Origin of the sequence: Rhizobium sp. BK008, assembly GCF_014197345.1 — a bacterium.
GTDB lineage: Bacteria > Pseudomonadota > Alphaproteobacteria > Rhizobiales > Rhizobiaceae > Rhizobium > Rhizobium anhuiense.
In genome coordinates this window covers 2,222,076-2,246,758 of record NZ_JACIFK010000001.1, presented here as the reverse complement: position 1 = coordinate 2,246,758, position 24,683 = coordinate 2,222,076, and the positions used below count along the sequence as shown (strand labels likewise).

At 61.9% G+C, this 24,683-nt stretch carries 27 protein-coding genes; 11 read left to right on the top strand and 16 right to left on the bottom strand.

Going from position 1 to position 24,683, the window contains the following annotated elements; genetic code table 11:
- Positions 1 to 24: 24 nt before the first annotated feature.
- The 7 genes from lepB to FHT69_RS11015 all read left to right on the top strand — a co-directional run bounded on the left by lepB (position 25) and on the right by FHT69_RS11015 (position 6,080).
- Positions 25 to 768, top strand: coding sequence for a signal peptidase I (lepB, locus tag FHT69_RS11045; RefSeq protein WP_028759159.1), 744 nt, complete (start codon positions 25 to 27; stop codon positions 766 to 768).
- Complete coding sequence (gene rnc, locus FHT69_RS11040; RefSeq protein ID WP_047616253.1) at positions 765 to 1,484, top strand: ribonuclease III; 720 nt, start codon at positions 765 to 767, stop codon at positions 1,482 to 1,484. Before lepB ends, rnc begins: the two co-directional genes overlap by 4 nt.
- 7 nt (positions 1,485 to 1,491) lie before the next feature.
- Positions 1,492 to 2,433, top strand: a complete 942-nt coding sequence (gene era / locus FHT69_RS11035; RefSeq protein WP_183905329.1) for a GTPase Era — start codon at positions 1,492 to 1,494, stop codon at positions 2,431 to 2,433.
- Positions 2,434 to 2,584: 151 nt separating this feature from the next.
- Complete coding sequence (locus FHT69_RS11030) at positions 2,585 to 3,337, top strand: Crp/Fnr family transcriptional regulator (protein ID WP_047616257.1); 753 nt, start codon at positions 2,585 to 2,587, stop codon at positions 3,335 to 3,337.
- A 324-nt stretch (positions 3,338 to 3,661) separates the two neighbouring features.
- Positions 3,662 to 4,147, top strand: coding sequence for a response regulator (locus FHT69_RS11025; RefSeq protein ID WP_063474238.1), 486 nt, complete (start codon positions 3,662 to 3,664; stop codon positions 4,145 to 4,147).
- Positions 4,148 to 4,212: 65 nt separating this feature from the next.
- Positions 4,213 to 4,983: a DNA repair protein RecO gene (gene recO, locus FHT69_RS11020; protein ID WP_047616261.1), complete on the top strand. Its 771-nt coding sequence runs from the start codon at positions 4,213 to 4,215 to the stop codon at positions 4,981 to 4,983.
- Between the two features lie 101 nt (positions 4,984 to 5,084).
- Entirely contained in the window at positions 5,085 to 6,080 is a 996-nt protein-coding gene (locus FHT69_RS11015; RefSeq protein WP_183905328.1) for an aldo/keto reductase, read from the top strand.
- Between the two features lie 276 nt (positions 6,081 to 6,356).
- Here the strand turns inward: FHT69_RS11015 and FHT69_RS11010 are convergent, their stop codons facing one another.
- The 3 genes from FHT69_RS11010 to FHT69_RS11000 form a co-directional block, all read right to left on the bottom strand.
- Positions 6,357 to 7,214 carry an MOSC domain-containing protein gene (locus FHT69_RS11010; RefSeq protein ID WP_183905327.1) on the bottom strand — a complete coding sequence of 286 codons (858 nt, stop codon included), beginning with the start codon at positions 7,212 to 7,214 and terminating at the stop codon, positions 6,357 to 6,359.
- 245 nt (positions 7,215 to 7,459) lie between these two features.
- A complete protein-coding gene (locus FHT69_RS11005) occupies positions 7,460 to 8,119 on the bottom strand; it encodes an HD domain-containing protein (protein WP_183905326.1) in 660 nt (219 codons plus the stop codon).
- A gap of 179 nt (positions 8,120 to 8,298) precedes the next feature.
- The gene (locus tag FHT69_RS11000) at positions 8,299 to 10,203 is read right to left on the bottom strand and encodes a bifunctional diguanylate cyclase/phosphodiesterase (protein ID WP_183905325.1); all 1,905 of its coding nucleotides are present in this window, start codon (positions 10,201 to 10,203) and stop codon (positions 8,299 to 8,301) included.
- 409 nt (positions 10,204 to 10,612) lie between these two features.
- Between FHT69_RS11000 and FHT69_RS10995 the strand changes: the two genes are divergently transcribed.
- Positions 10,613 to 10,966 (top strand): hypothetical protein, encoded by a 354-nt coding sequence (locus tag FHT69_RS10995; protein WP_174824458.1) that lies wholly within the window; start codon positions 10,613 to 10,615, stop codon positions 10,964 to 10,966.
- 142 nt (positions 10,967 to 11,108) lie between these two features.
- Positions 11,109 to 11,624, top strand: coding sequence for a superoxide dismutase family protein (locus FHT69_RS10990; protein WP_063474242.1), 516 nt, complete (start codon positions 11,109 to 11,111; stop codon positions 11,622 to 11,624).
- Between the two features lie 110 nt (positions 11,625 to 11,734).
- On the opposite strand, the gene FHT69_RS10985 is transcribed toward FHT69_RS10990, so the two are convergent.
- The 8 genes from FHT69_RS10985 to FHT69_RS10950 all read right to left on the bottom strand — a co-directional run bounded on the left by FHT69_RS10985 (position 11,735) and on the right by FHT69_RS10950 (position 16,814).
- Positions 11,735 to 12,625 (bottom strand): mechanosensitive ion channel family protein, encoded by an 891-nt coding sequence (locus FHT69_RS10985; protein WP_063474243.1) that lies wholly within the window; start codon positions 12,623 to 12,625, stop codon positions 11,735 to 11,737.
- Between the two features lie 57 nt (positions 12,626 to 12,682).
- Positions 12,683 to 13,213 (bottom strand): tyrosine phosphatase family protein, encoded by a 531-nt coding sequence (locus FHT69_RS10980; protein ID WP_063474244.1) that lies wholly within the window; start codon positions 13,211 to 13,213, stop codon positions 12,683 to 12,685.
- Complete coding sequence (locus FHT69_RS10975; RefSeq protein WP_047616273.1) at positions 13,210 to 13,818, bottom strand: YfbR-like 5'-deoxynucleotidase; 609 nt, start codon at positions 13,816 to 13,818, stop codon at positions 13,210 to 13,212. The genes FHT69_RS10980 and FHT69_RS10975 overlap by 4 nt, the downstream gene beginning before the upstream one ends.
- Positions 13,815 to 14,678: a YgfZ/GcvT domain-containing protein gene (locus FHT69_RS10970; RefSeq protein ID WP_097631121.1), complete on the bottom strand. Its 864-nt coding sequence runs from the start codon at positions 14,676 to 14,678 to the stop codon at positions 13,815 to 13,817. The genes FHT69_RS10975 and FHT69_RS10970 overlap by 4 nt, the downstream gene beginning before the upstream one ends.
- Before the next feature lie 99 nt (positions 14,679 to 14,777).
- A complete protein-coding gene (locus tag FHT69_RS10965; protein WP_063474245.1) occupies positions 14,778 to 15,536 on the bottom strand; it encodes a hypothetical protein in 759 nt (252 codons plus the stop codon).
- Between the two features lie 19 nt (positions 15,537 to 15,555).
- Positions 15,556 to 15,813: a hypothetical protein gene (locus FHT69_RS10960; protein WP_047616277.1), complete on the bottom strand. Its 258-nt coding sequence runs from the start codon at positions 15,811 to 15,813 to the stop codon at positions 15,556 to 15,558.
- A gap of 103 nt (positions 15,814 to 15,916) precedes the next feature.
- Entirely contained in the window at positions 15,917 to 16,363 is a 447-nt protein-coding gene (locus FHT69_RS10955) for a TIGR02301 family protein (protein WP_063474246.1), read from the bottom strand.
- Positions 16,364 to 16,397: 34 nt separating this feature from the next.
- Positions 16,398 to 16,814, bottom strand: coding sequence for an NUDIX hydrolase (locus FHT69_RS10950; RefSeq protein WP_183905324.1), 417 nt, complete (start codon positions 16,812 to 16,814; stop codon positions 16,398 to 16,400).
- A 71-nt stretch (positions 16,815 to 16,885) separates the two neighbouring features.
- On the opposite strand from FHT69_RS10950, the gene FHT69_RS10945 reads away from it, so the two are divergent.
- Positions 16,886 to 17,206 (top strand): YnfA family protein, encoded by a 321-nt coding sequence (locus tag FHT69_RS10945; RefSeq protein WP_183905323.1) that lies wholly within the window; start codon positions 16,886 to 16,888, stop codon positions 17,204 to 17,206.
- A 41-nt stretch (positions 17,207 to 17,247) separates the two neighbouring features.
- Positions 17,248 to 18,012: an SOS response-associated peptidase gene (locus tag FHT69_RS10940; protein ID WP_183905322.1), complete on the top strand. Its 765-nt coding sequence runs from the start codon at positions 17,248 to 17,250 to the stop codon at positions 18,010 to 18,012.
- Between the two features lie 224 nt (positions 18,013 to 18,236).
- Here FHT69_RS10940 and FHT69_RS10935 read toward each other — a convergent pair whose 3' ends face one another.
- The 5 genes from FHT69_RS10935 to FHT69_RS10915 all read right to left on the bottom strand — a co-directional run bounded on the left by FHT69_RS10935 (position 18,237) and on the right by FHT69_RS10915 (position 24,557).
- Positions 18,237 to 18,383, bottom strand: a complete 147-nt coding sequence (locus FHT69_RS10935) for a hypothetical protein (RefSeq protein ID WP_164735938.1) — start codon at positions 18,381 to 18,383, stop codon at positions 18,237 to 18,239.
- A 310-nt stretch (positions 18,384 to 18,693) separates the two neighbouring features.
- Positions 18,694 to 19,539 (bottom strand): CDP-diacylglycerol--serine O-phosphatidyltransferase, encoded by an 846-nt coding sequence (gene pssA, locus FHT69_RS10930; RefSeq protein ID WP_048338675.1) that lies wholly within the window; start codon positions 19,537 to 19,539, stop codon positions 18,694 to 18,696.
- 75 nt (positions 19,540 to 19,614) lie between these two features.
- Positions 19,615 to 20,550, bottom strand: a complete 936-nt coding sequence (locus FHT69_RS10925) for a phosphatidylserine decarboxylase (RefSeq protein WP_280952055.1) — start codon at positions 20,548 to 20,550, stop codon at positions 19,615 to 19,617.
- Positions 20,448 to 22,325 carry an ABCB family ABC transporter ATP-binding protein/permease gene (locus tag FHT69_RS10920; protein ID WP_047616292.1) on the bottom strand — a complete coding sequence of 626 codons (1,878 nt, stop codon included), beginning with the start codon at positions 22,323 to 22,325 and terminating at the stop codon, positions 20,448 to 20,450. Before FHT69_RS10920 ends, FHT69_RS10925 begins: the two co-directional genes overlap by 103 nt.
- 207 nt (positions 22,326 to 22,532) lie before the next feature.
- Entirely contained in the window at positions 22,533 to 24,557 is a 2,025-nt protein-coding gene (locus tag FHT69_RS10915; RefSeq protein ID WP_183905321.1) for a LysM peptidoglycan-binding domain-containing protein, read from the bottom strand.
- Positions 24,558 to 24,683 lie beyond the last annotated feature (126 nt).

Below are 24,683 nucleotides of genomic sequence, written 5' to 3'. Positions count from 1 at the left end.
GGCGTCTTGAAGGAATAAGACTGCGTGTCCGAAAAAGTCGAAGCCAAGCCGAACGCCCTCTGGGAAAATATCAAAGTCATCATCCAGGCGCTGATTTTGGCGATGGTGATCCGAACGGTGCTGTTCCAGCCCTTTACCATTCCGTCCGGTTCGATGATGCCGACGCTGCTCGTCGGCGATTATATCTTCGTCAACAAGTTCGCCTACGGCTATTCGAAATATTCGCTGCCCTTCTCCCCCGACATCTTCAGCGGCCGCCTGTTCGGCGCCGATCCGAAGCGTGGCGACATCGTCGTCTTCCGCTTCCCGCCAAACCCCGAGGTTGATTACATCAAGCGCTGCATCGGCCTGCCGGGCGATCACATCCAGGTGACCGACGGCGTGCTCTACGTCAACGGTAAGCCGGTTCCAAAGGTGGCGGACGGGACCTTCACGTCGGATTACAAGCTCGATCCGGGCGCCGATGTGCCGGTGTTCCGCGAAACGCTCGACAGCGGCAAGACCTACGACACGCTCGATCAGTCTCCGGTGTCGCGGGGTGACAACACCCGTGAATTCATCGTGCCGGAAGGCCATTATTTCATGATGGGCGACAACCGCGACAACTCGCTCGACAGCCGGTTCGACGTCGGCTTCGTGCCTGCCGAAAATCTTGTCGGCCGCGCCAGCGTCATCTTTTTCTCGCTCGGCAACGACACCTCCTTCCGAGAAATCTGGAAGTGGCCGACGAACATGCGTTGGGACCGCCTCTTCAAGGTTGTTGAATGAGCAAGGCGCAGACGCTTTCTGCGGCGGACCGCGCAAAGCTTGAAGGCCTGATCGGTCACGACTTCGCCGAAAAGGAACGCCTCGATCGGGCGCTGACCCATGCCAGCGCCCGCACGGAAAAGGGCGGCAATTACGAACGGCTGGAATTCCTCGGCGACAGGGTCCTCGGGCTCTGCATCGCCGAGCTTCTGTTCCGCACCTTCGGCACGGCAGGCGAAGGCGAGCTCTCGGTTCGCCTCAACCAGCTCGTCAGCGCCGAAACCTGCGCAGCGGTCGCCGACGAACTCAATCTTCACCTCTATATCCGCACCGGCGCCGATGTGAAGAAATTGACCGGCAAGCGCATGATGAACGTGCGCGCCGATGTCGTTGAAAGCCTGATCGCCGCGATCTATCTCGACGGCGGCCTTGAGGTCGCCCGTCGGTTCATACTGCGCTATTGGCAGGGCAGGGCGGCGCGGGCCGATGGCGCCAAGCGCGACGCCAAGACCGAGCTGCAGGAATGGTCGCACGCGAAATTCGGCGTCACTCCGATCTACCGGGTTGATGAACGCAGCGGACCGGATCATGATCCGCGTTTCAAGGTGACGGTGGAAGTTGCTGGCATTAAGCCCGAAACCGGCGTAGAGCGGTCGAAGCGTGCCGCCGAACAGGTTGCGGCGACGAAGATGCTTGAGCGCGAAGGCATTTGGCAGCAATCGCCTGCCGGAAACTGACGGGACAATGACACAAGAAGAAGATATCGCGGCCGAAGCTGCCGCAGAAGCCAGTGGTCCGACGCATTCGGGCTTCGTCGCGCTGATCGGGCCGACCAATGCCGGCAAGTCGACGTTGGTAAACCGCCTCGTCGGCGCCAAGGTCTCGATCGTCAGCCATAAGGTGCAGACGACGCGGGCGATCGTGCGCGGCATCGCCATCCACGACAATGCCCAGATCGTCTTCATGGACACGCCTGGTATCTTCAAGCCGCGTCGCCGGCTTGACCGCGCCATGGTGACCTCGGCCTGGGGCGGTGCCAAGGATGCCGATCTGATCGTGCTCTTGATCGACAGCGAGCGCGGTCTGCGCGGCGATGCCGAAGCCATCCTCGAAGGCCTCAAGGAGGTCCGGCAGCCGAAGATACTGTTGCTCAACAAGATCGACCGCGTCAATCGCGAGGATCTCCTGGCGCTGGCCGCTGCCGCCAACGAGAAGATCGCCTTCGAGCGCACCTTCATGATATCGGCCGAAAACGGCTCCGGTTGCGACGACGTCATGGACTATCTGGCGAAGACCCTCCCGGAGGGGCCGTGGTACTATCCGGAAGACCAGATCTCCGATTTGCCGATGCGTCAGCTCGCCGCCGAGATCACCCGCGAAAAACTGTTTCTGCGCCTCCATCAGGAGCTTCCCTATGCCTCGCACGTCGAAACGGAGAAGTGGGAAGAGCGCAAGGACGGCTCGGTGCGGATCGAGCAGGTGATCTATCTCGAGCGCGACAGCCAGAAGAAGATCGCCCTCGGCAAGGGTGGTGAAACCATCAAGGCGATCTCGACTGCCTCCCGCAAGGAACTGTCGGAAATCCTCGAACAGCCGGTCCATCTCTTCCTGTTCGTCAAGGTTCGTGAGAATTGGGGCGATGATCCCGAGCGGTTCCGCGAAATGGGCCTCGATTTCCCGAAATAAAGCATGGCAAAGATTTCATCGGGCACGCGCCAGCCCTTTGTTTTCGCATAAAAAATCTGCCTCGCTCGTGGAACAAATCCGTGGCCTGCGCATTCTTTGATGAGCGGCGCGCCAACGTTGGCGCGCCGGTTTTGCGACGGCAAGGGCAAATATGGCGACGTCGAGACCCATCCATTCTTTCAAGACCCCTTGCGAGCAATGTCCTTTGCGCCCCTTGCCGCATTTCAGGGAGTTCAGCCGCGACGAGTTGGAATTCGTCTCGCGTTTCAAGAGGGGCGAGCTTGCCGTCGATGCCGGCTCCACCATCCTCGTCGAGGGCGCACACAGCGCTCATCTCTTCACGGTGCTTTCCGGCTGGGGCTTCCGCTACAAGATGCTGGAGGACGGGCGCCGCCAGATTCTGAATTATATCATGCCGGGCGACCTGATCGGCCTGCAGGGAACGATCGCCGGCGAGATGCAGCACTCCGTCGAAGCGCTTTCGCCCGTTTCCCTGTGTGTTTTCGAGCGTGACCGGTTGATGACGCTCTACAACAAACATGCCTCGCTCGCCTTCGACATCACCTGGATCGCCGCGCGCGAGGAACGCATCCTGGATGAGCATCTCCTGAGCATCGGCCGCCGCACGGCGCTGGAAAGAGCCGCCTACCTGATCGCTTTCCTGTTCGAGCGCGGCCGGAAGCTCAATATCTTCAACGGCCGCAAATTCATCCCCATCACCCAGCAGCACATTGCCGACACGCTTGGTCTTTCCATCGTCCACACCAACAAGACTCTGAAAAAGCTCGCCGAACGTGGGTTGATTCGCTGGCAGGAGCGCGGCTGCGAGGTGCTGAACGGCGAAGAGTTGATGGCGATCGCCGGTTGGGAAGGGCTCGGAGAGGGCAAACGCCCGTTCATCTAAATTCCATTCTCCGCGTCCCGGGCATGCTCTATCGCTTTGTTTTGGCGTTATTGCGATCGATTTCGATCGCTTGCTACCATCCACATTTGATGGGCAAACTCTCGCATTTCTGTGAGATCGGTCCGCCTGCGACGACAAAACTGCCGGTAGCCGTCTTGGCTTCGCGCAAATCACAGTCATCCGTCTGAGGACACGATTATTTGTCGACAGACCCCTGGCCAACCAGCTTGGTTATGTCTTTTTTAAATGCAGATTAGCATCAGGGAAAATAAGGTCGGGCATCATCTTTCCTCCGATTTTGATTCTTATCGACCGGGCAGAAAAATGGTTTATTCAGACAAGGTGGCGGAATTCACCGATAGCGTGCCATGCGGGGCACCGGAGGGCAATGATGTTGGCGAAACGGCCGGGGCGCTGCGACAGGCGCTCGACGAGGGGCATCGAATCATGAGCGCAATCCGTGTTCTGGTTCTTGAGGACAGTCTGATCATCGCGATGGAGGCGGAGGATATTCTGCGCCTGGCCGGCGTCGAGAGCATCGATATCGTCGGCAGCGTCGAGCAGGCGAGGGCTGCCATCGCGGCGGAGACATATGATTTCGCCCTTCTCGACGTCAATCTCGGTGACGGCATGAGCTTCGGATTTGCCCGCCATCTTTTCGATATCGGCATCCCCTTCGGCTTCGTCAGTGGCTATTCCGATACGGGCGATTTCCCACCCGACCTGCAGCACATCCCGCTTTTGGTCAAGCCTTTCGACGAAACGGCGATGCGTGACTTCCTGCTGAGGCTTTTCCCGGCTGTCGCCTGACGCGGTCCATGACAGAAACCGGTCCTTGGATTAGGATGGATTCGTCATCCGCAAGGACTCTTTCGATGCAGTGGCAAGACCACGCGATCATTCTGGGCGTCAAGCGCCACGGTGAGACGAGCGTCATCGCCGAGGTGATGACGCGTGATCGCGGCCGCCATCTCGGCCTGGTGCGTTCCGGCCGCTCGCGCGCCATGCAGCCTGTGCTGCAGGCGGGCAATGCCGTCGAAGTCACCTGGCGCGCTCGGCTTGACGAGCATCTCGGAGATTTCCGCGTCGAGCCGGTGACGCTGCGCGCCGCCCGCCTGATGGAAACGGCGACCGCCGTCTACGGCGTCCAGGCCATGGGCGCGCTGCTGCGGCTGCTGCCGGAGCGTGACCCGCATCCGCATCTCTTCGATGCGCTTGAAGTAATCCTCGATCACCTGCACAACCCGGCCGATGCCGGCGAACTCTTCGTGCGTTTCGAGCTTGCGGTGCTGAATGATCTCGGCTTTGGACTCGATCTTGCCGAATGCGCCGCAACCGGCGCCCGTTCCGATCTTGTCTATGTCTCGCCGAAATCCGGGCGTGCCGTCAGCCGCACGGCCGGTGCCCCCTGGGCGGACAAGATGCTGCTCCTGCCGCCGTTCCTCAGTGCCGAAGGCAATCATGCGGCCGACTTCGATAGTCTCGCAGCAGCATTCCGGCTGACGGGGTTCTTTCTGCATCGCCACGTCTATGAGCCGCGTGGCATCGAGGCGGCGGCGGCCCGCGACGGTTTCGTTCAGGCCGCGCTCAAGGCGCTCAATCCAGCCTTGCGGACGCTTTCCCCTCCGAATGGTATTTCCGCCTGACCTCGTTTTTTACGGGTGCAAAACATCCTCCGGATTTGGCGGTTTACCTGCCGAAGAGTGCTTCCTATGTCTTCACAGGATTGCCAATCAAGGAGGACCTCATGCTGACCAAGACCGCATCACCGACGACGATCACGCTCTGGAACGGCCGCGAAATTCCGCGCCTCGGCATGGGATGCTGGGCGATCGGCGGTCCCTTCTTCGCCGGCGACACGCCACTCGGCTGGGGCGATGTCGACGACGATGAATCCGTCGAAGCGATCCATCGCGCCATCGAACTCGGCATCCGCTTCTTCGACACGGCGTCGAATTACGGCGCCGGCCACTCGGAGGACATGCTCGGCCGGGCGATCGGCAGTCGCGACGATATCGTCATCGCCACCAAATTCGGCTTTGCCACCGATCCGGAAACCAAGCAGGCAACCGGTGCCTTTGCCGATGAGGCCTTCATTCGCCGTTCGGTCGAGACCTCGTTGTGCCGCCTGAAGCGCGACCGCCTCGATCTGCTGCAGTTCCACATCAATGATTTTCCGCTGGAACAGTCGGATGCCGTCTTCGATACGCTGGAGGCGCTGCGGGCCGAAGGCAAGATCGATGCGTTCGGCTGGAGCACCGATTCTCCCGATCGCGCCGCCCGTCATGCCGGCCGCCGGGGCTATGTCTCGATCCAGCATACGATGAACGTCTTCGAGCCGGTGCCGGAGATGATTGCGGTGATCGAGGGGAAGGGGTTGATCTCCATCAATCGCGGCCCGCTGGCCATGGGTCTCCTCACTGGCAAGTTCACCGCCGACAAGGCGGTGGGCGCGAAGGATGTCCGCGGTGCCGCCCTCGACTGGATGGTCTATTTCAAGGACGGGCGCATCGCCCCCGAATTCGCCGCAAGGCTCGATGCCGTCCGTGATCTCCTGACCTCAGGTGGCCGCACGCTGACGCAGGGCGCGCTTGCCTGGCTTTGGGCACGCTCGCCGCGCACGCTCCCCATTCCGGGTTTCCGCACCGTCGCCCAGGTGGAGGAAAATGCCGGCGCACTGGAAAAGGGACCGCTGCCGGCCGATGTCATGGCGGGAATCGATGCCGCGCTTGATCGCGTCTGAAAAGGCTAGAGCCTTTCCGGGTTAGATTGCAGCATTCTGCCGGAGCAGGTTTTCGTCAGGGCAGAGGCGATTGGCGAAGGGCGTACCTCCTGGTACGTTCGAGCCGATCGCCTTTGATCCTGGCGGAAAGATGCCCGGCCCTTCGGGTTGGCTGAAACGGGCCGTCTGATCGACCGGCCGGCTTGGCCGTAGAGCTGGGCTACGACGCGCGCCGGCCGGTCGACCATCCGACTCCGTTTGAGCCAACAGAATGTTTCAATCTAACCCGGAAAGGCTCTAGGCTGCGGTGCGACGTTTGAGCGCCCAGCCTTCCGGTCTCTCTTCAACGATGCTGACGGCGTCGCCGACCGTAATCCTGCCGCTGCCGCGCGGCGTGACGTTCCAGCCGAACAGTGGGCCGGGCACGCGCCGGTCGGCCGACATGCGGATGCGGCCCATGGCCGGCATCGGGTTTGGCCCCTCGCGTGAACCGGTCAGCTGGTCTTGCGTCGTCATGATGCAGCGGGAGCAGGGTTTGACGAGATCGAAGCGGATGCCGGCGATCTCGATTGCCGCCCAGCGGTCCTCTGGCCAGGCCTCGTCCGTATCGATGACGATGTTCGGACGGAAGCGTTCCATGCCGACACTGCCTTCGCCATGGGCGGCGAGATCGGCATTCAATGCCTTCAACGAGCCGGTTGTCGTCACAAGGATCTGATAGCCGTCGGTGAAGGTGACGGGCGTGCCTTCGCCAGGCCATTCGGCATTCGCCGTTCGCCGCGCCTGGCCATCGAAGAAGACCAGCCGCACCTCGCGGCCGAGCCACTCGGAAAGCTGCCGGTTGCTCTCCGGATCGGCGACGGCGGCACTGACGGCAGATTTCCACACGGTCACATCCATGCGATTTTCAGGCTGAGGCGGCTGAACCGATATGTCAGGCTTTCCCTGCATCAGCAGCCGAAAGGCGTTCGCTTCCGGTCGCACCTCGATACGTGCGAGGTCTGGCAGCTCGCGCTGGGTGATGAAGTGCCCCTGCGCATCGGTGATCATCGCCCGTCGGTCGCCGGGAAGCCCGTAGGCGTCGATGTCGGCGGCCGGCAGCGCAATGCCGCGGGCGCTCTTGAGCGGGTAGATGAAGAGGTCGCTGACACGCATGTTGTGCTCCTGTAGAGATGCCCGGCCCACCGGCCGCACTGGTTCGCCATGCGAAGCAACAGGTGCGTCCGGCGATTTTAAAGTCTTGCAGATTTGCCAGGCAAATCTGCGGGAGGGTTGGCTGAAACGGGCGTCTGATCGACCGGCCGGCTTGGCCGTAGAACTGGGCTACGACGCGCGCCGGCCGGTCGACCATCCGACTCCGTTTGAGCCAACAGAATGCTGCAATCTAACCCGGAAAGACTCTAGATTTCATCCATGAAGGCCGAGAGGAAGTCGCGCAAGCTCTTGTCGCGCGCGGCCGCCAGCCTGCGGCCGGTCTCGGTCTGGAACCCTTCCGCCAGTTTGAACAGCTTCGTCTGGAAATGGTCAATGGCATAACGCTTGTCATCGAGCGGACGGTCCGCTGCCGCCGGATCGAACGGATCGTAGAGCCCGGATCCTAGTCGCCCGGCGATATAGAAGCAGCGTGCGGCGCCGATCATGCCGATCGCGTCCAGCCGGTCGGCATCTTGCAGGATCTTCGCCTCCAGCGTCTGCGGCGCCACCCCGGCCGAGAAGCTGTGCGCGGTGATTGCATGGGCCGCGGCGTCAATATCCGCTTCGCTCCAGCCGAGTTCCGCCAGGATTGCCGATGCCTTCTCCGCCGCCAAAGCCGATGCTTTTGCCCGCAACGGCGAATTCTTCTCGACGGCGACACAGTCGTGCAGCAGCACGGAAGCGGCAAGAACCCGCCCGTCGCCGCCTTCGCCCGCATGGATGCGCATGGCATTCCTGAACACGCGCAGGATATGCGCAAGGTCGTGCGAGCCGTCGTCGCCGTCGGTCGCATGGGCAATCAGCGCCGCCGCGAGCGTTTCGTATGGGGAGAAGGCTTCGGCCTCGAACATTGCGCCACCTGTCATAAGGAAAATCGTTTCCGCCAACAGGGCATCGGGCGGAAGTGATGCCGGCGGGTAAACTATGCGACAACGAAGACACCGGGAATCGCAGCCGATTGTGTAGCGGCTTGCCGTGCGAGTCGCAATCGACGGCACTGCCCGTCTGAGAAGACGAGAGCGCCGCAACGCCCTGAATTGGGATCTCAGTGCTTGGCTTGAGGACGATGCGCCACGGCGCCGTTATTTGGCGGCAGGGAGAGAAGATGGGCCACGTCACCTGCAGGTCTTGGCGGGCTGATATGATAGCCCTGGATCTCGTCGCATTCCTCGCGTTCGAGCAGCGCCAACTGCGCTGCGGTCTCGACACCTTCGACCGTGACGCGCATGCCGAGCGCATCGCCGAGCAGGATGATCGCGTGCATGATCGCATGCGCTTCCTTGTTGTCGACGATGTCGTTGACGAAGGATTTGTCGATCTTGATCTTATCGAAGGGGAAGCTCGAGAGGTAACTCAGTGAGGAATAGCCGGTGCCGAAATCGTCCATCGAGATGCGGATGCCGCGCTCCTTCAGCGCATGCAGGATCGGCAGCACCTCGCCCAGATTTTCCATCAGCACGCTTTCGGTGATTTCGAGCTCTAGCCGCGACGGCGACAGCGATGCAGCGCCAAGCGCCTCGCTGACATCCTGCGTCAGGTCGCTGCTGCTGAACTGGATCGCCGAGACATTGACGGCGACCTTGATGCCCTCCGGCCATTGCGCCGCATCGCTGCAGGCCTGGCGCAAAACCCATCGGCCGATATCGACGACGAGGCCGACCTCTTCGGCAAGCGGAATGAAATCCATCGGCGGAACGCGGCCTCGGACGGGGTGGTTCCAGCGGATCAGAGCTTCGAAGCCGCAGACGCGCCGCTGCGAGAGATCATAGAGCGGCTGGTAGTGCAGCTCGAATTCCTCGTTCTCAACGGCGGCTTTGAGGTCTGCCTCAAGCGCGTGGCGCAGCTGCATCTGCGCTTCCATCTCGCCGGTAAAGAAGCGCTCGCGCTTGCGCCCATCTGCCTTGGCATGTGACAGCGCCACGCCGGCGTTCCTCAACAGGATGTCGGTTTCCTCCCCATCATCAGGGGCGACTGCGATGCCCATGGAGACGCTGAGTTCCACCTGTTTTTCGCCGTGGAAGAATGGTGCGGAAAGCTCTTGGCGGATCTGCTCTGCAAGCGCCGTCACGTTCCACGGCTGCTGCTTGCCCGTCTGCAGGATGGCAAATTCGTCCGAACCGAGGCGCGCCAGGGTGTTCTCCGAACCGGCCGAGATTCGGATACGCGCGGCGACCTGCTGCAGGATCGTGTCGCCGGCCGAAACGCCCATCGTGTTGTTGATCGATTTGAACCCGTCGAGATTGAGGTGGACGAGGGCTATCTGCTCATCCGGCTTGCGCTCGGTGAGCGTCGCATCGACCTGCTCGCGGAAATGGATGCGGTTCGGAAGGCCGGTCAGCGGGTCGTGGTGGGCGAGATAGGTGATGCGCTCGGCCGCCCTTCGATCCTCGGTAATATCGGCATGTATGGCGATGTTGCTGCCGTCGGCAAGAATGGTCACCATGCTCTGAATGATGCGGCCATCGTCCATCACCCATTCGCGCCGGCGGATGCTGCCGGTTCTTGCGGTTGCGGAGGAATGTCGCCCGCTCCGCCGGCCGGGCTTGGCCCCGGCGCTCTCTGTACCGCGCATTTTGGACGTGAGATCGGCGATTGCCGCGCCGGCAGTGACATCTTCCTGCGTCAGGCCGAAGAGTTGACGGAAGCGGATGTTGGAAAGCGTCAGCCGCTGGTCGGCGTCGAAGACGCTGAGACCGAGCGGCAGATTGTTGAGAATGATTTCGAAGAGCTTTGTCTGTCCGTCGAATGCCTGGCTGAGGGCGGAAATATTGCCTCGCAGCGCATGGTTTTCCCTGAGCAGCGTCTCCGCGCTTCTTTCGATTTCGTCATAATCGCTTTCATGGACGCGATAGGTCGCGATCACAAGTTCCATCAGTCGCTGCGCATCGATCGATCCATCGGCGGCGACGGCCTGGCTACATTGCTGCCAGAAGAGCGCTTCAGCTTTCATGCCGATACATCTTGCGAGACGGCTGCGACGGCATGGTCGTCTTCATTGATGAACGTACCTCATTGCGTTGGGAAACCTCTAAAATTGATTTTTTATAAGCTGAACGCCTGGGTGGTGCCTTGTGACGCCCATTTTGTACGGGCCGGATTAATATTCGGTTGCAGTGCAGCAGCGGCGTTGACGCGATAGACGTTTGTTTTTTATGTGAAAAATCGCTGAAATACGGAGAAAATCGGCCCGTTGACGCTGGCGGAAGCCTGTACCGAGGCGTTCCGTTAACGTTTGTCAATCATCGTTAATGAGAAGTTAACAACTTATTGACGCACTGCGCAAATCAGTTTAACCACCGAGTCAACAGTGATTTTCCACCTTCGTATTGCGTACAAACACCACCGGCAAAAGGCGGTGAATGGAGGTTTGTATGACCAGCACCACATCCGTTTCAGACACCTCATATGCATATCTGGCGACGCTTTCGCGGCTCGATGCCAATGGCGATGGCGTACTCAGCCGCGGCGAACGTGCCGCCGACAAGAAGCCCGGCATCATCAAGGAGCTCCTCGAAGAGGACAAGGCCAGCGAGACGCAGCCGAAGTTTTCCGGCAGCCTGATTGCGCTGATGATGGACACGCGTGACAGTGGCACGGCAAGCAGCATCGCCGTTTCCTATCCGTTGCAGCAGACCGCGCCGACAACGGGCGATCAGCCCGAGGATCTCTACCGCAAGACCTACGGCCAGTTCGATTTCGACGCCGTCGCCTGAACGGCATCCCGATCCAGGTGATCTGCAAGCCGGCCGTTTGGCCGGCTTTTCTCGTTCCGTCTTCTTCGTTCGATCTTCCTCGGTCAGGAACACCTTCCGGTTTGACACGTTCAGGAGGACAACCGAATGGAAGGAGATCTCCATGAAAGCCATGCGCACCATCGCCGCTCTGAGCCTGCTTGCGGTCGCATTGCCGGCGGCGGCTCAGGACAAGCAGACGGCGGTCGCCAATTTCGTCGGCAAGGACGGCAAGGAAGACGGCCGCGCCCAGCTGACGGCCGCCGCCACTGGCGGTGTGCTGATCGAAGTCGAGATATCGGGGCTGCCGGCGAACAAATGGGTGGCCTTCCATGTTCATGAGACCGGCCGATGCGACGCCGCGACCCATCACGAGTCGGCAGGCGGCCACTTCAACCCTGGCAAGGCCGAGCACGGCATCCTTGCCGCCAAGGGGCCGCACGCCGGTGATATGCCCAATCAATATGTCGGGCAGGACGGGGTGCTCCGGGCGCAGATCTTCGACAGCATGGTCACGCTCGACGACAAGACCGACGGCATTCGCGGCCGCGCCTTGATGGTGCATGCCAATTCCGATGATTATCGCAGCCAGCCCTCGGGGGATGCCGGGGAAAGACTGTCCTGCGGCGTCATCCAATAATCCACGGGGCAACTCCTTGATCGGATCGATTCAAGGGCAAAATTATGCACAAATTCAAGGTGTTACATCGTTATTTGCACGTCTTGAACGACAAGGCGCGCTGTAACCTTTCATTGCCGTGTCGCCGCCTGCTTTTCGGCCGCCGTCCTGCCGTTGGACTTCTTTGTCGGTGTTGCGTCTGAGGTATCCGACAGCGTGGCCGGACGACCCTTCTCGTCGAAGGCGAGTTTCACGCGCTTCACCATGTCACGGCTGAGCGACCACCAGTCGCCGGTCTTTGCCCAGTAGCGCAGCGTTACGAAGATCGCGCCGTCAGCGATGCTGTCGATAAAGACGCTGGGAGCCGGTGATGGCAGCACCCGCGAATCGGCTTTGGCGAGGCCCATCAGCGTCCCCATCGCCAGATCGATATCATCCTCATAGGCGACCTTGATCTTCACATCGTTCTGCCGCGTGGGCTCGCGGCTGAAATTGGTAATCGGCGTGTTCCAGAGCGTCGAATTCGGCGCCAATCGGTAGAGCCCGTCGCCGGTCCTGAGTTCGGTCGCAAACAATCCGATTTCGCGCACCGTGCCGGCCACGCTGCTGGTTTCGATATATTCCCCGACGCGAAACGGCCTGAGGATCAACAGCATGATGCCCGCAGCGATATTCTGCAGCGTCCCTTGCAGCGCCAGTCCGATCGCGAGGCCGGCTGCGCCGAGTGCCGCGATGATCGAGGCGGTCTGGACGCCGAACTGGCCGAGGACGGTGATGAACACCAGGATGAGCAGCGCATAGCGCAGCACGTTGGTGAAGAATCGCGCCAACGTCTCGTCTATGCCACGGACACGCGACAGGCCTTCATAGGCCCAGCGGCTGGTAAAGCCGGCAAGCGCCCAGCCAAGAACAAGCAGGATCACCGCGCCGAGGACGGAGAAGGAATACTGCACCGCCAGCGCGCTTGCCTGGCTGAGTGCGGTTTGCGTGGCGAGGAGGACATCGGCTGCCTGTTGTTCCATGATCTGGCCCTGTCGTTGTGCTTGGTCGGGGGCTAGATGGAGCGGCTGGCGGCAGCGTCAACCGCAGGCGGTGTCCCGGATATCAAGCACGAAGGGCGCATTGCCGTCGGCATCGGCACCGCGGCCGATCGCCCGCACCGCCGCGACCAACCGGCCGCCGCGGTCAAGCAGCGCGTCACCGATCTCGACCAGCCGGGTATTCGGTGTTGCGAAAGGCGAGGCGGCCCGCAGCCGGCGGGCAAGCGTTCCCTCGCTCTGATCCGGTGCCAGCGACAGGGCGGCGATCAGGGCTGCGGCCGGCGATCGCGACACGCCCATCCAGCAATGGATGAGCAGCGGCGTCTCCTGCCGCCACGAGGCGGCAAAGTCGATAATCCCGCGCACATGCGTCTCGTCAGGCGCTACGAGATTGCCGGTGCCCTTGAAGGCGATGTCGTTCATACCGAGCGTCAGATGGCGATCGGCCGCGATCACGCCCGGCCGGTGAAAGGCCTGCTCCTTGGCAATCAGGCTGATCATGTCGCGCGCCTTGTGGCGCACCGCCATTTCCGCGATGCGGGCCAGCGGCGAGACGACGATGAAGCTCACGATACCGTCTCCCGCTCGGCGTCGATCGCCGCGAAACGCTCGCAGAACAACCGCTGCGCTTCGATCGCCGGCAAGGGCTCGATCATCAGCATGTCCTTGCTGATGCCGCGTGGCTGGCCGAAGAATTTCTGCGCCTCGGCGGGCGTGAAGCCGGCAAGCACCGTCGCTTCGAAATAGGCGGCGATCGCGTCGGCCTTCTTGATCCGGTCCTTGAGGTCGCGCGAGGGGTGCGGTGGCAGGCCGAAGCGCAGGTGCACGGCGGCCTCCAATCGCTTTTCCACCGTCTTGTAGCCGCCGCCGACCACCGATTTGAACGGCGATATCATATCGCCGATCACATATTCGGGTGCATCATGCAACAGCGCCATCAGGCACTCCTGCGGCCGCGCGTCGTTGAAGCGGCGGAAAATATCCTCGACGACGAGACTGTGCTGGGCCACCGAAAAAGCATGATCGCCTGAGGTCTGGCCGTTCCAGCGGGCAACGCGCGCAAGCCCATGGGCGATGTCGGCGAGTTCGACGTCGAGCGGCGAGGGGTCGAGCAGGTCGAGCCTGCGCCCGGACAGCATGCGTTGCCAGGCGCGCGGAGTTTTCGCCGTTGTCACGCGCTGGCCTCGTCGGCGCTGGCGGGAAAGACAAGGCCGGACCATGCCGGCAGGACGAGGGAAACAGGCGTTTCGCCGGCGAGCAGCGGCGTGCCTGCCGCCATCGCGGCGCCGGCGCGGTCGATGCGCACGATCGCAAGCCCATGGCCGCCTTCGACGGAGCCGAGCGTTCCCACGGGCTTGCCGGCGGCGGTGATCTCCGTCCCGGTCTCCGGCAAGGCTGTTGCGGCGGACACCGTGACGACGCGCCGGCGCGCGGTGCCGCGGTGCTGCATCCGCGAGACGACCTCCTGGCCGACATAGCAGCCTTTCCGGAAGGAGAGGCCGCCGTTGAAATCCATCAGCACGTCATGCGGGAAGGCGTCCTGCAAGGCGAAGTCCGATCCCGATGTAACGATGCCGTGGCTGATGCGCAGCGCGTCGTAGAGCGCTTCCTGGCCGTCGCCATGTTTGCCGGGACGTCGGATCAGCGTGACGCCGGCCTTGGCAAAGCGGCTATCCCGGACGCCTTGGCTGTCTCGGACGCCTTGGCTGCCGTCGGCGTCCTCATCCCAGGAAACGGTGACGCCCTCTTCGGCACTCGGCGCAAGTGTGACGGCGGCGCGCAGCTTGTACATGGTCAGCCGCTTCAGCAGGCCGTCGCGCTGGCCGGCATCGGTTTCGATCCTGTAGCCGTCGCCGTCCTGCCAGATCATGAAGTCGAACAGGATCTTGCCCTGCGGTGTCAGCAGTGCCCCGGGCCGCGCCTCGTCGGCGCCGAGCGAGGTGATATCGGTGGTGATCAGGTTCTGCAGGAAGGATTGGGCTTCCGCACCGCTGACGAGAAGCAATGAGCGGTCTTTCAGGAATACGGCTGGCATGGCGGAACCTGTCGCGTTGGTCATCGCTCAGAGGTATGTCTTCATGAGGTGGATCGCAAGCGCCATGCGAGATGTGAAAGGCGCAAGTGAGACGGGGTGTCAGTCGCCCGCCGTGAAGAATTTCCATTTGCCCGCAGGTGTGATGCCGAGGCGGTAGAAATTATATCCGCCGAACTCCTGCATGTCGGAGAGATCGCCGGCGGTGACGATGCGCAGCAGCTCGACGCGCTCCGGCGGCGTCAGCGACTTCAGATCCTTCTCGGCAAAATAGGGCCAGACATACATGTCGTCTGCTGTGCCCTGGCCGACATGCACGAAACCGGTCGAGACGATGTCGAGCATGATGGCAAGAATCTCGTCTCCGTCAGGATCGCCTGAAAGATCCTTCAGCGTGCCGATCGGATCGTCGGTCGGCTCGCCTACCGTCACCTGCGTCTGTTCGGCGCCGGTGCCCATCAGCGGCCGCAGCCGTTCGAGATCGCCGGAGGCGGCCGCCTCGACGATCTGCTCACGCATTTTGCGAACCGGCTCCGGCACCTTGCCGATATCGTAGATCACCTCGACGGGCTTGGAAGCATCCTGGGCGCCGGGCGTCTTGTCGACACCCTGATTGTTCTGGCTGTTGACCAGCGGATCAGCCATCGGAACACCGGGAGTGGTCCCGCCTTGCGGCTGGCTCTGTCCCTGAGCGTTTCCCTGCGCGGGCGGAGTGTCGTTGGCCGCCTGGCCCGGGATCTTGTGCAGTTCGGAAAGCGCATAGGCTGCCGGCGCGAGGAAAACATTGCCGGCGGCGAGGCTGAACGCAAGCAGCACCGGCGCGAGGGGAGTTCGCGAAATTTTCTCTTTACCGGGGCGCATCAATCTCTCTGATTGGTCGTTATTGCAGGGTGCGGTTCGCGGAGAATTCGCCGGCAAGCATGCGCTCACGCAGCGAATCCAGCAGGGCTTCGGCACTGTTTTCCCCATGCAATCTGATCGTCTCGCGCAGCGCATGCGCAATGGCTGCATCAGCGATGATTTCAGGCTCGATTCCGTCGGCCATGCCGTCGGCCCAAGCCTCGTTCTGGTACTCCAGAGCCGCCTGCATCTTTTCGTGGACGATCATGTCGTCGATGTCGTTGAGGCTTGCTTCCATTGTTTTTTCCTCAGAACTTCTCATGTCTTACTGCACCGTTAACAACACTAACAGCCTTTTCCCAAAACGACACGTCCGCATGCGAAAACAGGTTAATTTAAGGTTAATTTCCAAAGCGCGAGGTAATTTCTGTGGCGAGTGTTGCACCTTCGTTACGGTAGCGCTCTTCTGCCACGATGGCCGCCGGGGTGCAATCCGTATAGACCGAGGCGAAGGTGCGATAACCGCGATTGAAGGCCGCTGTGAGCTTTTCCCGACGCTGCGGTTCGTTGCCGGTCTCCGAATCGAGCAGTTGCTGCATGCCGTCTCGCCACTCGTCGCCGCCCGCCGCCTTGCAGAGCGTTCTGAGATAATGCACCGATCCCAGCACTTCGGCGAGCCGCGCCAGCTTGTCATCATAGGGCACGGCTACAGCAGGCGGCGGCGCAATTTCCTCCTCCTGTGGAGGCGGCGTATTCTTGCCCTGCGCCATCGTGGGGCCGGCGAGCACGAGCAGGGCCAGGAAAACGCGTCGAACGGGAATCATGCTCGTAGTTGATACGCTGAGCATGACGGCAACAAGGCGTGCCTGAAAGTTTCCACTTCTATTCGCCGCCCGAAAGCCGCTCCGCGCATTCGAGCACGCTCTGCGGAACCGGCAGCCGCCGGATTTCCTCCACCGTGTACCAACCGAGGGCGGCCGCATCGTCGGCGGCTTCCGCCACCGCGTCGCGATCCGCGTCGACGCGAAAGACCGACAGCAGGAAATGGCTGTTGATGCTGCCGTCGGCCGCATGCGTCTTCAGGTCATAGGTCGAAAACAGCCGCGGATTGCGGGCGGAAATGCCGGTTTCCTCGCGGAATTCCCGCAATGCCGTTTCCTCCGGCGTTTCGCCGGGGTCGGCACGTCCGCCGGGAAAGGCATACATGTCGGCGGAAGGCGGGTTGCGTCGCAACACCAGAAGGAATCGTCCGTCACGTTCGAGAATGGCGGATGAGGCGGGTTTGGCGGTGGATGTCATCGGGCCTGCTCTTGCTGTGATCGCCCATCTTATCGGATGAAGAGTGCGGCGGGGATTCGAAAGGTGCTTCCGTGACCTACATCATCTTTGCGTTTGCCGCTCTCTTCGAGATCGCTGGCTGCTTTGCCTTCTGGGCATGGCTGAAGCTCGAAAAGCCCGCCTGGTGGCTGGCGCCGGGCATGATCTCCCTGGCGCTTTTCGCCTGGCTTCTGACGCTGGTTCCGAGCGAGGCCGCCGGCCGTACCTTCGCAGCCTATGGCGGCATCTACATCCTCGCCTCGCTGCTCTGGCTGTGGCTGGTCGAGAGCCGCGTGCCGGACCGTTACGACATCGGCGGCGCGCTGATCTGCCTTGCCGGCGCCAGCCTCATCCTCTTCGCGCCGAGAGGTTGAGGCGCCTTGACCGGACACGAGCTGGGTGCAAAAACACGCCGATGTGTGGACGTTTCTCCCTGACAAGCTCCCGCGCCGACCTGCGCGATTTCTTCTCCGGTCTCGATCTCGACGATTTTCCGGCGCGCTACAATATTGCGCCGACGCAGCCGATCCTCGTCGTCATCGCGGGCGAGGGCAGGGAGCAGGGTAGCAATCTGCCCGACCGGCGCGCCGTGCTCGTGCGCTGGGGTCTCACGCCGGGCTGGGTCAAGGACCCGAAGGATTTCCCGCTGCTGATCAATGCGCGCTCCGAAACCGCGATCGGCAAAGCCTCCTTCCGCGCCGCCATGCGCCATCGCCGCGTGCTCATTCCGGCCTCCGGCTTCTATGAATGGCATCGCCCGTCCAAGGAAAGCGGCGAGCGGCCGCAGGCCTACTGGATCAGGCCGCGCCAGGGCGGGGTCATCGCCTTTGCCGGGCTGATGGAGACATGGTCCTCGGCCGACGGCTCCGAGGTCGATACCGGCGCGATCCTGACGACATCGGCCAATTCAGGCATATCGGCGATCCACGATCGCATGCCTGTCGTCATCAGACCTGAGGATTTCTCGCGCTGGCTCGATTGCAAGACGCAGGAACCACGCGACGTGGCCGACCTGATGCAGCCCGTTCAGGATGATTTTTTTGAGGCCGTCCCGGTCTCCGACAAGGTCAACAAGGTTGCCAATATGGGGCCGGACCTGCAGCAGCCGGTCGTCATCGAAAGGCCGCTGAGGGCGCCCGAGAAGCAAAAGCCGGAAGACGGCCAACTCAGCTTCTTCTGAACGATATCCTAAGATGTTCAGGGCCGCCGGCGGCCTATCGGCGCCGACATCTCACATCAGCGGCGGCGTCACGTCGCTTCGTCCATCAGGTTTTTCGGGTTGTGCTTATGTCGCCAGAGCGTTGTTAGGAGATTTCCGGCGATCGCCTCGTCATTCACTTCGTCAGCGGTGCCTAACGCATGTAACCCGAAAGCACGCATGATCCCAATTTGAAGTCTTCCGCCTCAAGCGGATTTCTTGACGCTGGTCGGCTTATGCTTTGCCATCAGCGATGCTGCGGCAACAGCCTTCAGGCCGACGGGGCGATAGTTGGCGGCGAGGTCTGGCTTGGACGCCTGCTGTTCGCCGGTACTGCTCTTCTTCGAAGTCACGATACTCTCCTTACGTGGTTCTTCCCTGGGTATTTTATGGTTTGATGTTTGGTCACGAATAGCGACAAAACGGGGGCGTAGCTTATCAGGATTTGTAAACGCCGACCATAATTCGCGAGGCTTAACTGAAGCCTACGTTGGTTAATACTTACTGAAGGGAGCGGTTCCAATAAAAGCGCGAAAGCGGTTTTCTGGGGAAAAGCGCGCAACGGTTTTCACCGGGATAAAGCGCCTGCTTTCCCGGGGATAGCTGAGAATGAAGGAAAAGAAGCATTTCCGTCATTTGGAGAAATCCGGAAATGCTCGAAGATCAGATGTGCCGGCCGATATCGTCGTCGCCGACGCCGGGTTCCTCGATCGTCAGGGTCCCGTATTTCCGCTGCCATTTCCGTGCGCCGAAGGGAAGCGAAACGAGGTAGGCGGCAACGGTAAAGACCATTACCTCCCAGGTGTAGCTCATCAGCAGCGCCACATAGAGCACGACGCCGAGCATCATCGGCAGCACGAGATCGCGCCGCAGACGGTTGCCTTCCGATTTGCCCGACCAGACCGGCAGCCGGCTGATCAGCAGGAAGGCGATCAGCACCGTGTAGATCGACGAGAGATAGGCGAAGGTGCGGTCCGTTGCCAGTCCGAGGAAGCCGAGATAGACCGGCAGCAGCACCAGCATGGCGCCGGCCGGCGCCGGCACGCCGACGAAATATTCCGATTGCCAGCTCGCCTTGTTCTCGCGTTCTGACATGACGTTGAAGCGGGCAAGGCGAAGTCCGGCGGCGATCGCATAGATCAGGGCGGCGATCCAGCCGAGCGAACGCGCCTGGTCGAGGGCGAAGACATAGACGACGAGGGCGGGCGCGACGCCGAAATTGACGATGTCGGCAAGCGAATCCATCTGCGCGCCGAACTTCGAGGTCGCCTTCATCAGCCGCGCCACGCGCCCGTCGATGCCGTCGAGGAAGGCGGCGAGCAGCACCATGGCGACGGCGAGCTCGTAACGATTCTCGAAAGCCAGCCGGATGCCGGTCAACCCGGCGCAGATCGCCAGAATGGTGATGAGGTTCGGAAAGACGAGCCGGAGCGGGATTTCGCGCAGACGCGGGCCGCGGGCGGAATCATCCGGCCCATTGGGCTCGAAAGGCGGAAAAGGCGTTTCCATATCGCGTTCCAATCGTTCCTAAAGCAATTCCAGCAAGACTGCCCAGCGGTCGCTTCCGTGAAAAGCTGAACCGCTTTAGCTGCGGCGGCTGATGACAGGACCCTTGGCGGAGGCGAATTCGGCAATCACGGTTTCGCCGGCAACTGCCGTCTGGCCGAGCGAGACGCGTGGTGCCGCACCGGCGGGCAGGAACACGTCGAGTCGCGAGCCGAAACGGATCAGCCCGAAGCGCTCGCCGGCATCCACCGGCTCGTTCGGGTTCGCCCAGCAGAGGATGCGCCGCGCCACCAGGCCGGCAATCTGCACGACGCCGATCTGGCCGTGGCGGGTTTCGATCACCAGTCCGTTGCGCTCGTTGTCCTCGCTCGCCTTGTCGAGTTCGGCATTGACGAAGCTGCCGGGGCGGTAGTTGATGCTGACGATCCGCCCCCGCATTGGCGCCCGGTTCACATGGCAATTGAAGACGTTCATGAAGACCGAGATGCGCAGCATCGGCTCGGAGCCGAGGTCGAGCTCGGCCGGCGGCGTCACCATCTGGATCGCCGAGACCTTGCCGTCGGCAGGAGAGATCACCAGATCGTCGTCCTGCGGGGTCACGCGCTCCGGATCGCGGAAGAAATAGGCGCACCACAGCGTGAAGATCATGCCGATCCAGAAGAGCGGCTTGAAGATCCAGCCCAAGACCAGCGATGCGACGAAGAAGGCGGCAACGAAGGGATAACCCTCCTTGTGCACGGGGACGATCGTGTTGCGAACCGTGTTGAACAGGCTCATGCTGCCGGTCTCCTTGCGTTGTCGTTTTTTGCTGGTTAGCGAAAAACCGTCTCCGGGGCAATGCTGTGGCCCTGGCCCCGGTTCCCATGCCGGGGTTCTGAACAACAAAAGCCGGCCGGCGCCGGTTTCCAGGTTCAGCTTGCCGGAGCAAGCCGCGTGATCACGCCCATGTCGTCGCTTTCGCGCACTTGCTTCAGATGTTCCTCCGCCTGTGTCGCCTCGCGCTGGCGGTTCCACATCGAGGCATAGAGGCCGTTCCTTTCGAGGAGGGCGGCGTGTGTGCCGCGCTCGGCGATCTCGCCGCTTTTGAGCACGATGATTTCATCGGCGCTGATGACCGTCGAAAGACGGTGGGCGATAACAAGCGTCGTGCGGTTCTTCGAGACCACGTCGAGCGCCGTCTGGATCTCACGCTCAGTCGTCGTGTCGAGCGCCGACGTCGCCTCGTCGAGGATCAGGATCGGCGGCGCCTTGAGGATGGTGCGGGCGATTGCCACCCGCTGCTTCTCGCCGCCGGAAAGTTTGAGCCCACGCTCGCCGACCTTGGTTTCGAACCCCTCGGGCAGCGTTTCGATGAAATGCGCGATCTGCGCCACCTCGGCCGCCGCAAAGACCTCGCCGTCGCTGGCCGATGTGCGGCCGTAGCGGATGTTGTAGGCGACCGTGTCGTTGAAGAGCACCGTATCCTGCGGCACCATGCCGATATGAGAGCGCAGGCTCTTCTGCGTCACCGTGCGGATATCCTGGCCGTCGACGGTGATCGCGCCGCTCTGAATATCGTAGAAACGATAGAGCAGCCGTGACAGCGTCGATTTGCCGGCACCCGACGGACCGACGACGGCGACCGTCTTGCCGGCCGGCACCTCGAAGGAAATGCCCTTCAGGATCGGACGGGCCGGATCGTAGGCGAAGTGCACGTCCTTGAAAGAGATTGCGCCCTGGCCGATCCTGAGCTCGCTCGCATCGGGTGCGTCTTTGACCTCGGACTTCACCTCGAGCAGGTCGAACATCTGCTCGATGTCGGTCAGCCCCTGGCGAATTTCGCGGTAGACGAAGCCGATGAAGTTGAGCGGCACGGAAAGCTGCAGCAGCATCGAATTGACGAAGACGAAATCGCCGACCGTCTGCTCGCCGCGCTGCACCGCCAGTGCCGACAGCACCAGCATGATGGTCGTGCCGATGCCGAAGATGACGCCCTGGCCGAAGTTCAGCCATCCGAGCGAGGTCCAGACATCGGTCGCCGCCTTCTCGTAGCGTTCCATCGATTTGTCGAAGCGCTTTGCCTCCATTTCCTCATTGCCGAAATATTTGACGGTCTCGAAATTGAGGAGGGAGTCGATCGCCTTGGTGTTGGCGTCGGTATCGCTGTCGTTCATCGACCGGCGGATGGCGATGCGCCAGTCGGATGCGCGGATCGTGAACCAGATATAGGCCCAGACGGTGAAGGCGGTGACGGCGAGATAGGAGAAACCGTAACCCCACCAGAAGATCACCGCCGTCAGCAGGAATTCGATGACGGTCGGGACCGAATTGAGGATCGTGAAGCGTACGATCGTCTCGATGCCCTTGGTGCCGCGCTCGATGATGCGCGAAAGCCCGCCGGTCTTGCGCTCGAGATGGAAGCGCAGCGACAGTTCGTGCATGTGCACGAAGGTCCTGTAGGCGAGTTGGCGCACCGCATGTTGCCCGACGCTGGCAAAGAGCGCGTCGCGCAGCTGGTTGAGGCCGAGCTGGATCAGCCGGGTGATGTTGTAGGCGATGACAAGGGCGATGGCGCCGGCAAAGAGCGGCGGCACGGAGCCGGCAAGATCCATCCTGCCGTTCAGCGCATCGGTCGACCACTTGAAGAAATAGGGAACCAGCAGCAATACGAATTTGGAGATCAGCAGGTAGACCGAGGCCCAGACGACGCGCATCTTGAGGTCGCTTCGGCCGGCCGGCCACATATAGGGCCAGAGGTTGAGAAGTGTGCGCAGCAGATTGGATTCCGAGACTGTCTTGCCGTTTGCCATGCTTATCTCCAGCCCGGACGAAATGTACCGTCGTAGCGGCGCATCGATGCCGGCAAAGCGCGGAATCGGAATGTGCCTGAAGGCGTTTCCCACAACCCGCAGCCGCCAGATAGGGTGCCGCGCGGACGAATACAACACGTGCGGGCTTCAGGAAAAGAGAAGCCGGGCGGGTTATCCCGCCCGGCCTCGTCATGTTGTTGTTGGAGCTTAGAGCCGCTGACCGGAAAGACGCTTGCGGTGCAGCTCTTCGGCATTCGGCAACACATCCTTCGGCAGGCCGAAGATCTGGCCGGGGCGGATGCGATCGGGATTGATGATCTTGTCTTCGTTGGCGATGTAGATCGTCGTGTAGCGCACGCCGAGGCCATAGGTGCGGCGTGAGATCTGCCACAGCGTGTCGCCGCGGCGAATGATGACCGCCGCGTTGTTTGCCGTCAGCGGCGCCTGTTCGATCGTCTTCGGCTCATTGCTGCCGATGTCGTTTGCAGTGGGTGCCGCCGGAGCGGGTGCAGCGGTGAGTTCGGCAATCATGCCGCCCAGCCTGTCGAGTGCGGCGCCGACAGACTTCGCATCCCCGGGCAGGCTTTGCAGCAGCTTCAGCGCATTGCCGGCGACCTGCGACGAAGAGCCGGAGGCTTGTTTGAACGCGTCCGGGGCATCGGCCGCCGGGCGGAAGTCGGCGACGGAGCGCAGCGCGAATTCCGTTGCCGAGCGCGCCGCCGCAAGCTGTTCGGCGCCAGGCAGCTTGCCGTCGGCAAACAGCCCCTTCAGCAGGCCGAAGGCCTTGCCGGCCTCGGCCTTGAGCTTGCCGAGCTCGCCTTCGTCGAGCGGCACCATCGAGGAGGCGCCACTCGCATCGGCCGGGACCGATTGCGCCGCGACCCTCACCTGATCGCCGGCCGGGCGATTGAAATTCACCGCCGCGCGCACGATCACTTTCCCTGTGGGGTCTACGACATCGACGCGGATTTTGTGGTCGCCGACCGAAAGCGCCACCACGCCGTCGATGACGAAATGACCGTCGGTGCCGGCCGTGTCCTGGCCGATGAGGTTGTCGTCTGCATAGCCGATGACCTTGGCATTGGAGCGCGTCGTGCCGGCAATGAAGATCTTGTTGCCCTCGATCTCGACGGCATTGACCATCACATCGGGCGCAGTCGTCTTGTCAGGTGCGGCCGTGCCGGGAGTGGCCGGTGCCGTATCCGTGCCGCCGGAGGTGTCGGTGACACCAGGCGTCTGCAGCGCCAGCTCGCCGGTCGGCGCAGCCGCGGTTTCGCTCGCCGGCTTGTCCGCAGGCGGCGCCGCCGGATTGGAGGCATCGGCGACTTCGGTTCCGGCCTTCGGCGCGGTGATGATCCGGCTCGCCGCGCCGGGTTTGGAGACCATGGCGAGCAGATTGGCGCCATTGCCGTCCTTCGGCACGGATATGGTCGCGACCTCTTCGGAAAGCGTGCTCTTGCCGTCCTTGTCCGTGAATTTGAGCACGAGCTGGTGGTCGCCGGCTGGAAGCGGATCGTCGAGGACGGCGGCAAAATCGCCGCTCGCATCGACATTAGCCGTCGTCACCACCTTTTCGCCGTCGAGCACCTCGAGTTTGCCGTTCGGTTCGGCGGAGCCGGCAATCACCGTCGAGCCGTCGGGTTCGACGCGCAAGACGTCGAAAGCCGGAAGCTTCGGTCCGGTATTCGCCGCCGCATTATTCGCAGTTGGGGCGGGCTCGGGCGCACCGGTCAGCGCGGCCTCGGCCCTGGCGATCGCGGCAGACGCATCGGCGATGTTCTCGGGCAGCGACTGAACGATGGCGAGCGCCTTTGCGCCGCCGTCCTTGGCCTTGGCGGCAAGGGTCTGGGTCGCGGGATCGAGACCCTCGGGGATGGCAAAATCGGCAAGTGCCGTCAATGCATTGACGGCCTTGGTCTTGGCGGCGGTGAAGGCATCGATGGCGGGGCCTTTGCCATCGGCGAACAGCGCCTTGAGCTCGCTGAGCGACACGCCGGCATCGGCCGAAAGACGACCCACCTTATCGGCGACCGCAGCCGTGTCGGCGATGGTGGAGCGTGATGTCTTTGCCGCCTCGTTGACCGTGTTCTTGAGCTCCGTGCTTGCCTGGTTGATGGCGTCGCCGACCTTGGTTGCATCGCCGCCGATGCGCGGCATGACGAAAAACACCATCAATAGGATTGCGATTACGAGGACTGCAAGAGCCAGCAAGCCGGCACGGTTCTTCATCATTATGTCTCCCAAGGCGGCAATTTGCCGTAGTAACCAAAATTGCTAGCGATTCCCGTTGCTTTTCACAAGCATTCAAAGCAATTAGGCAAGCTAGGCATGCTGCTTTTCAGTCAATTTTCTTGACTG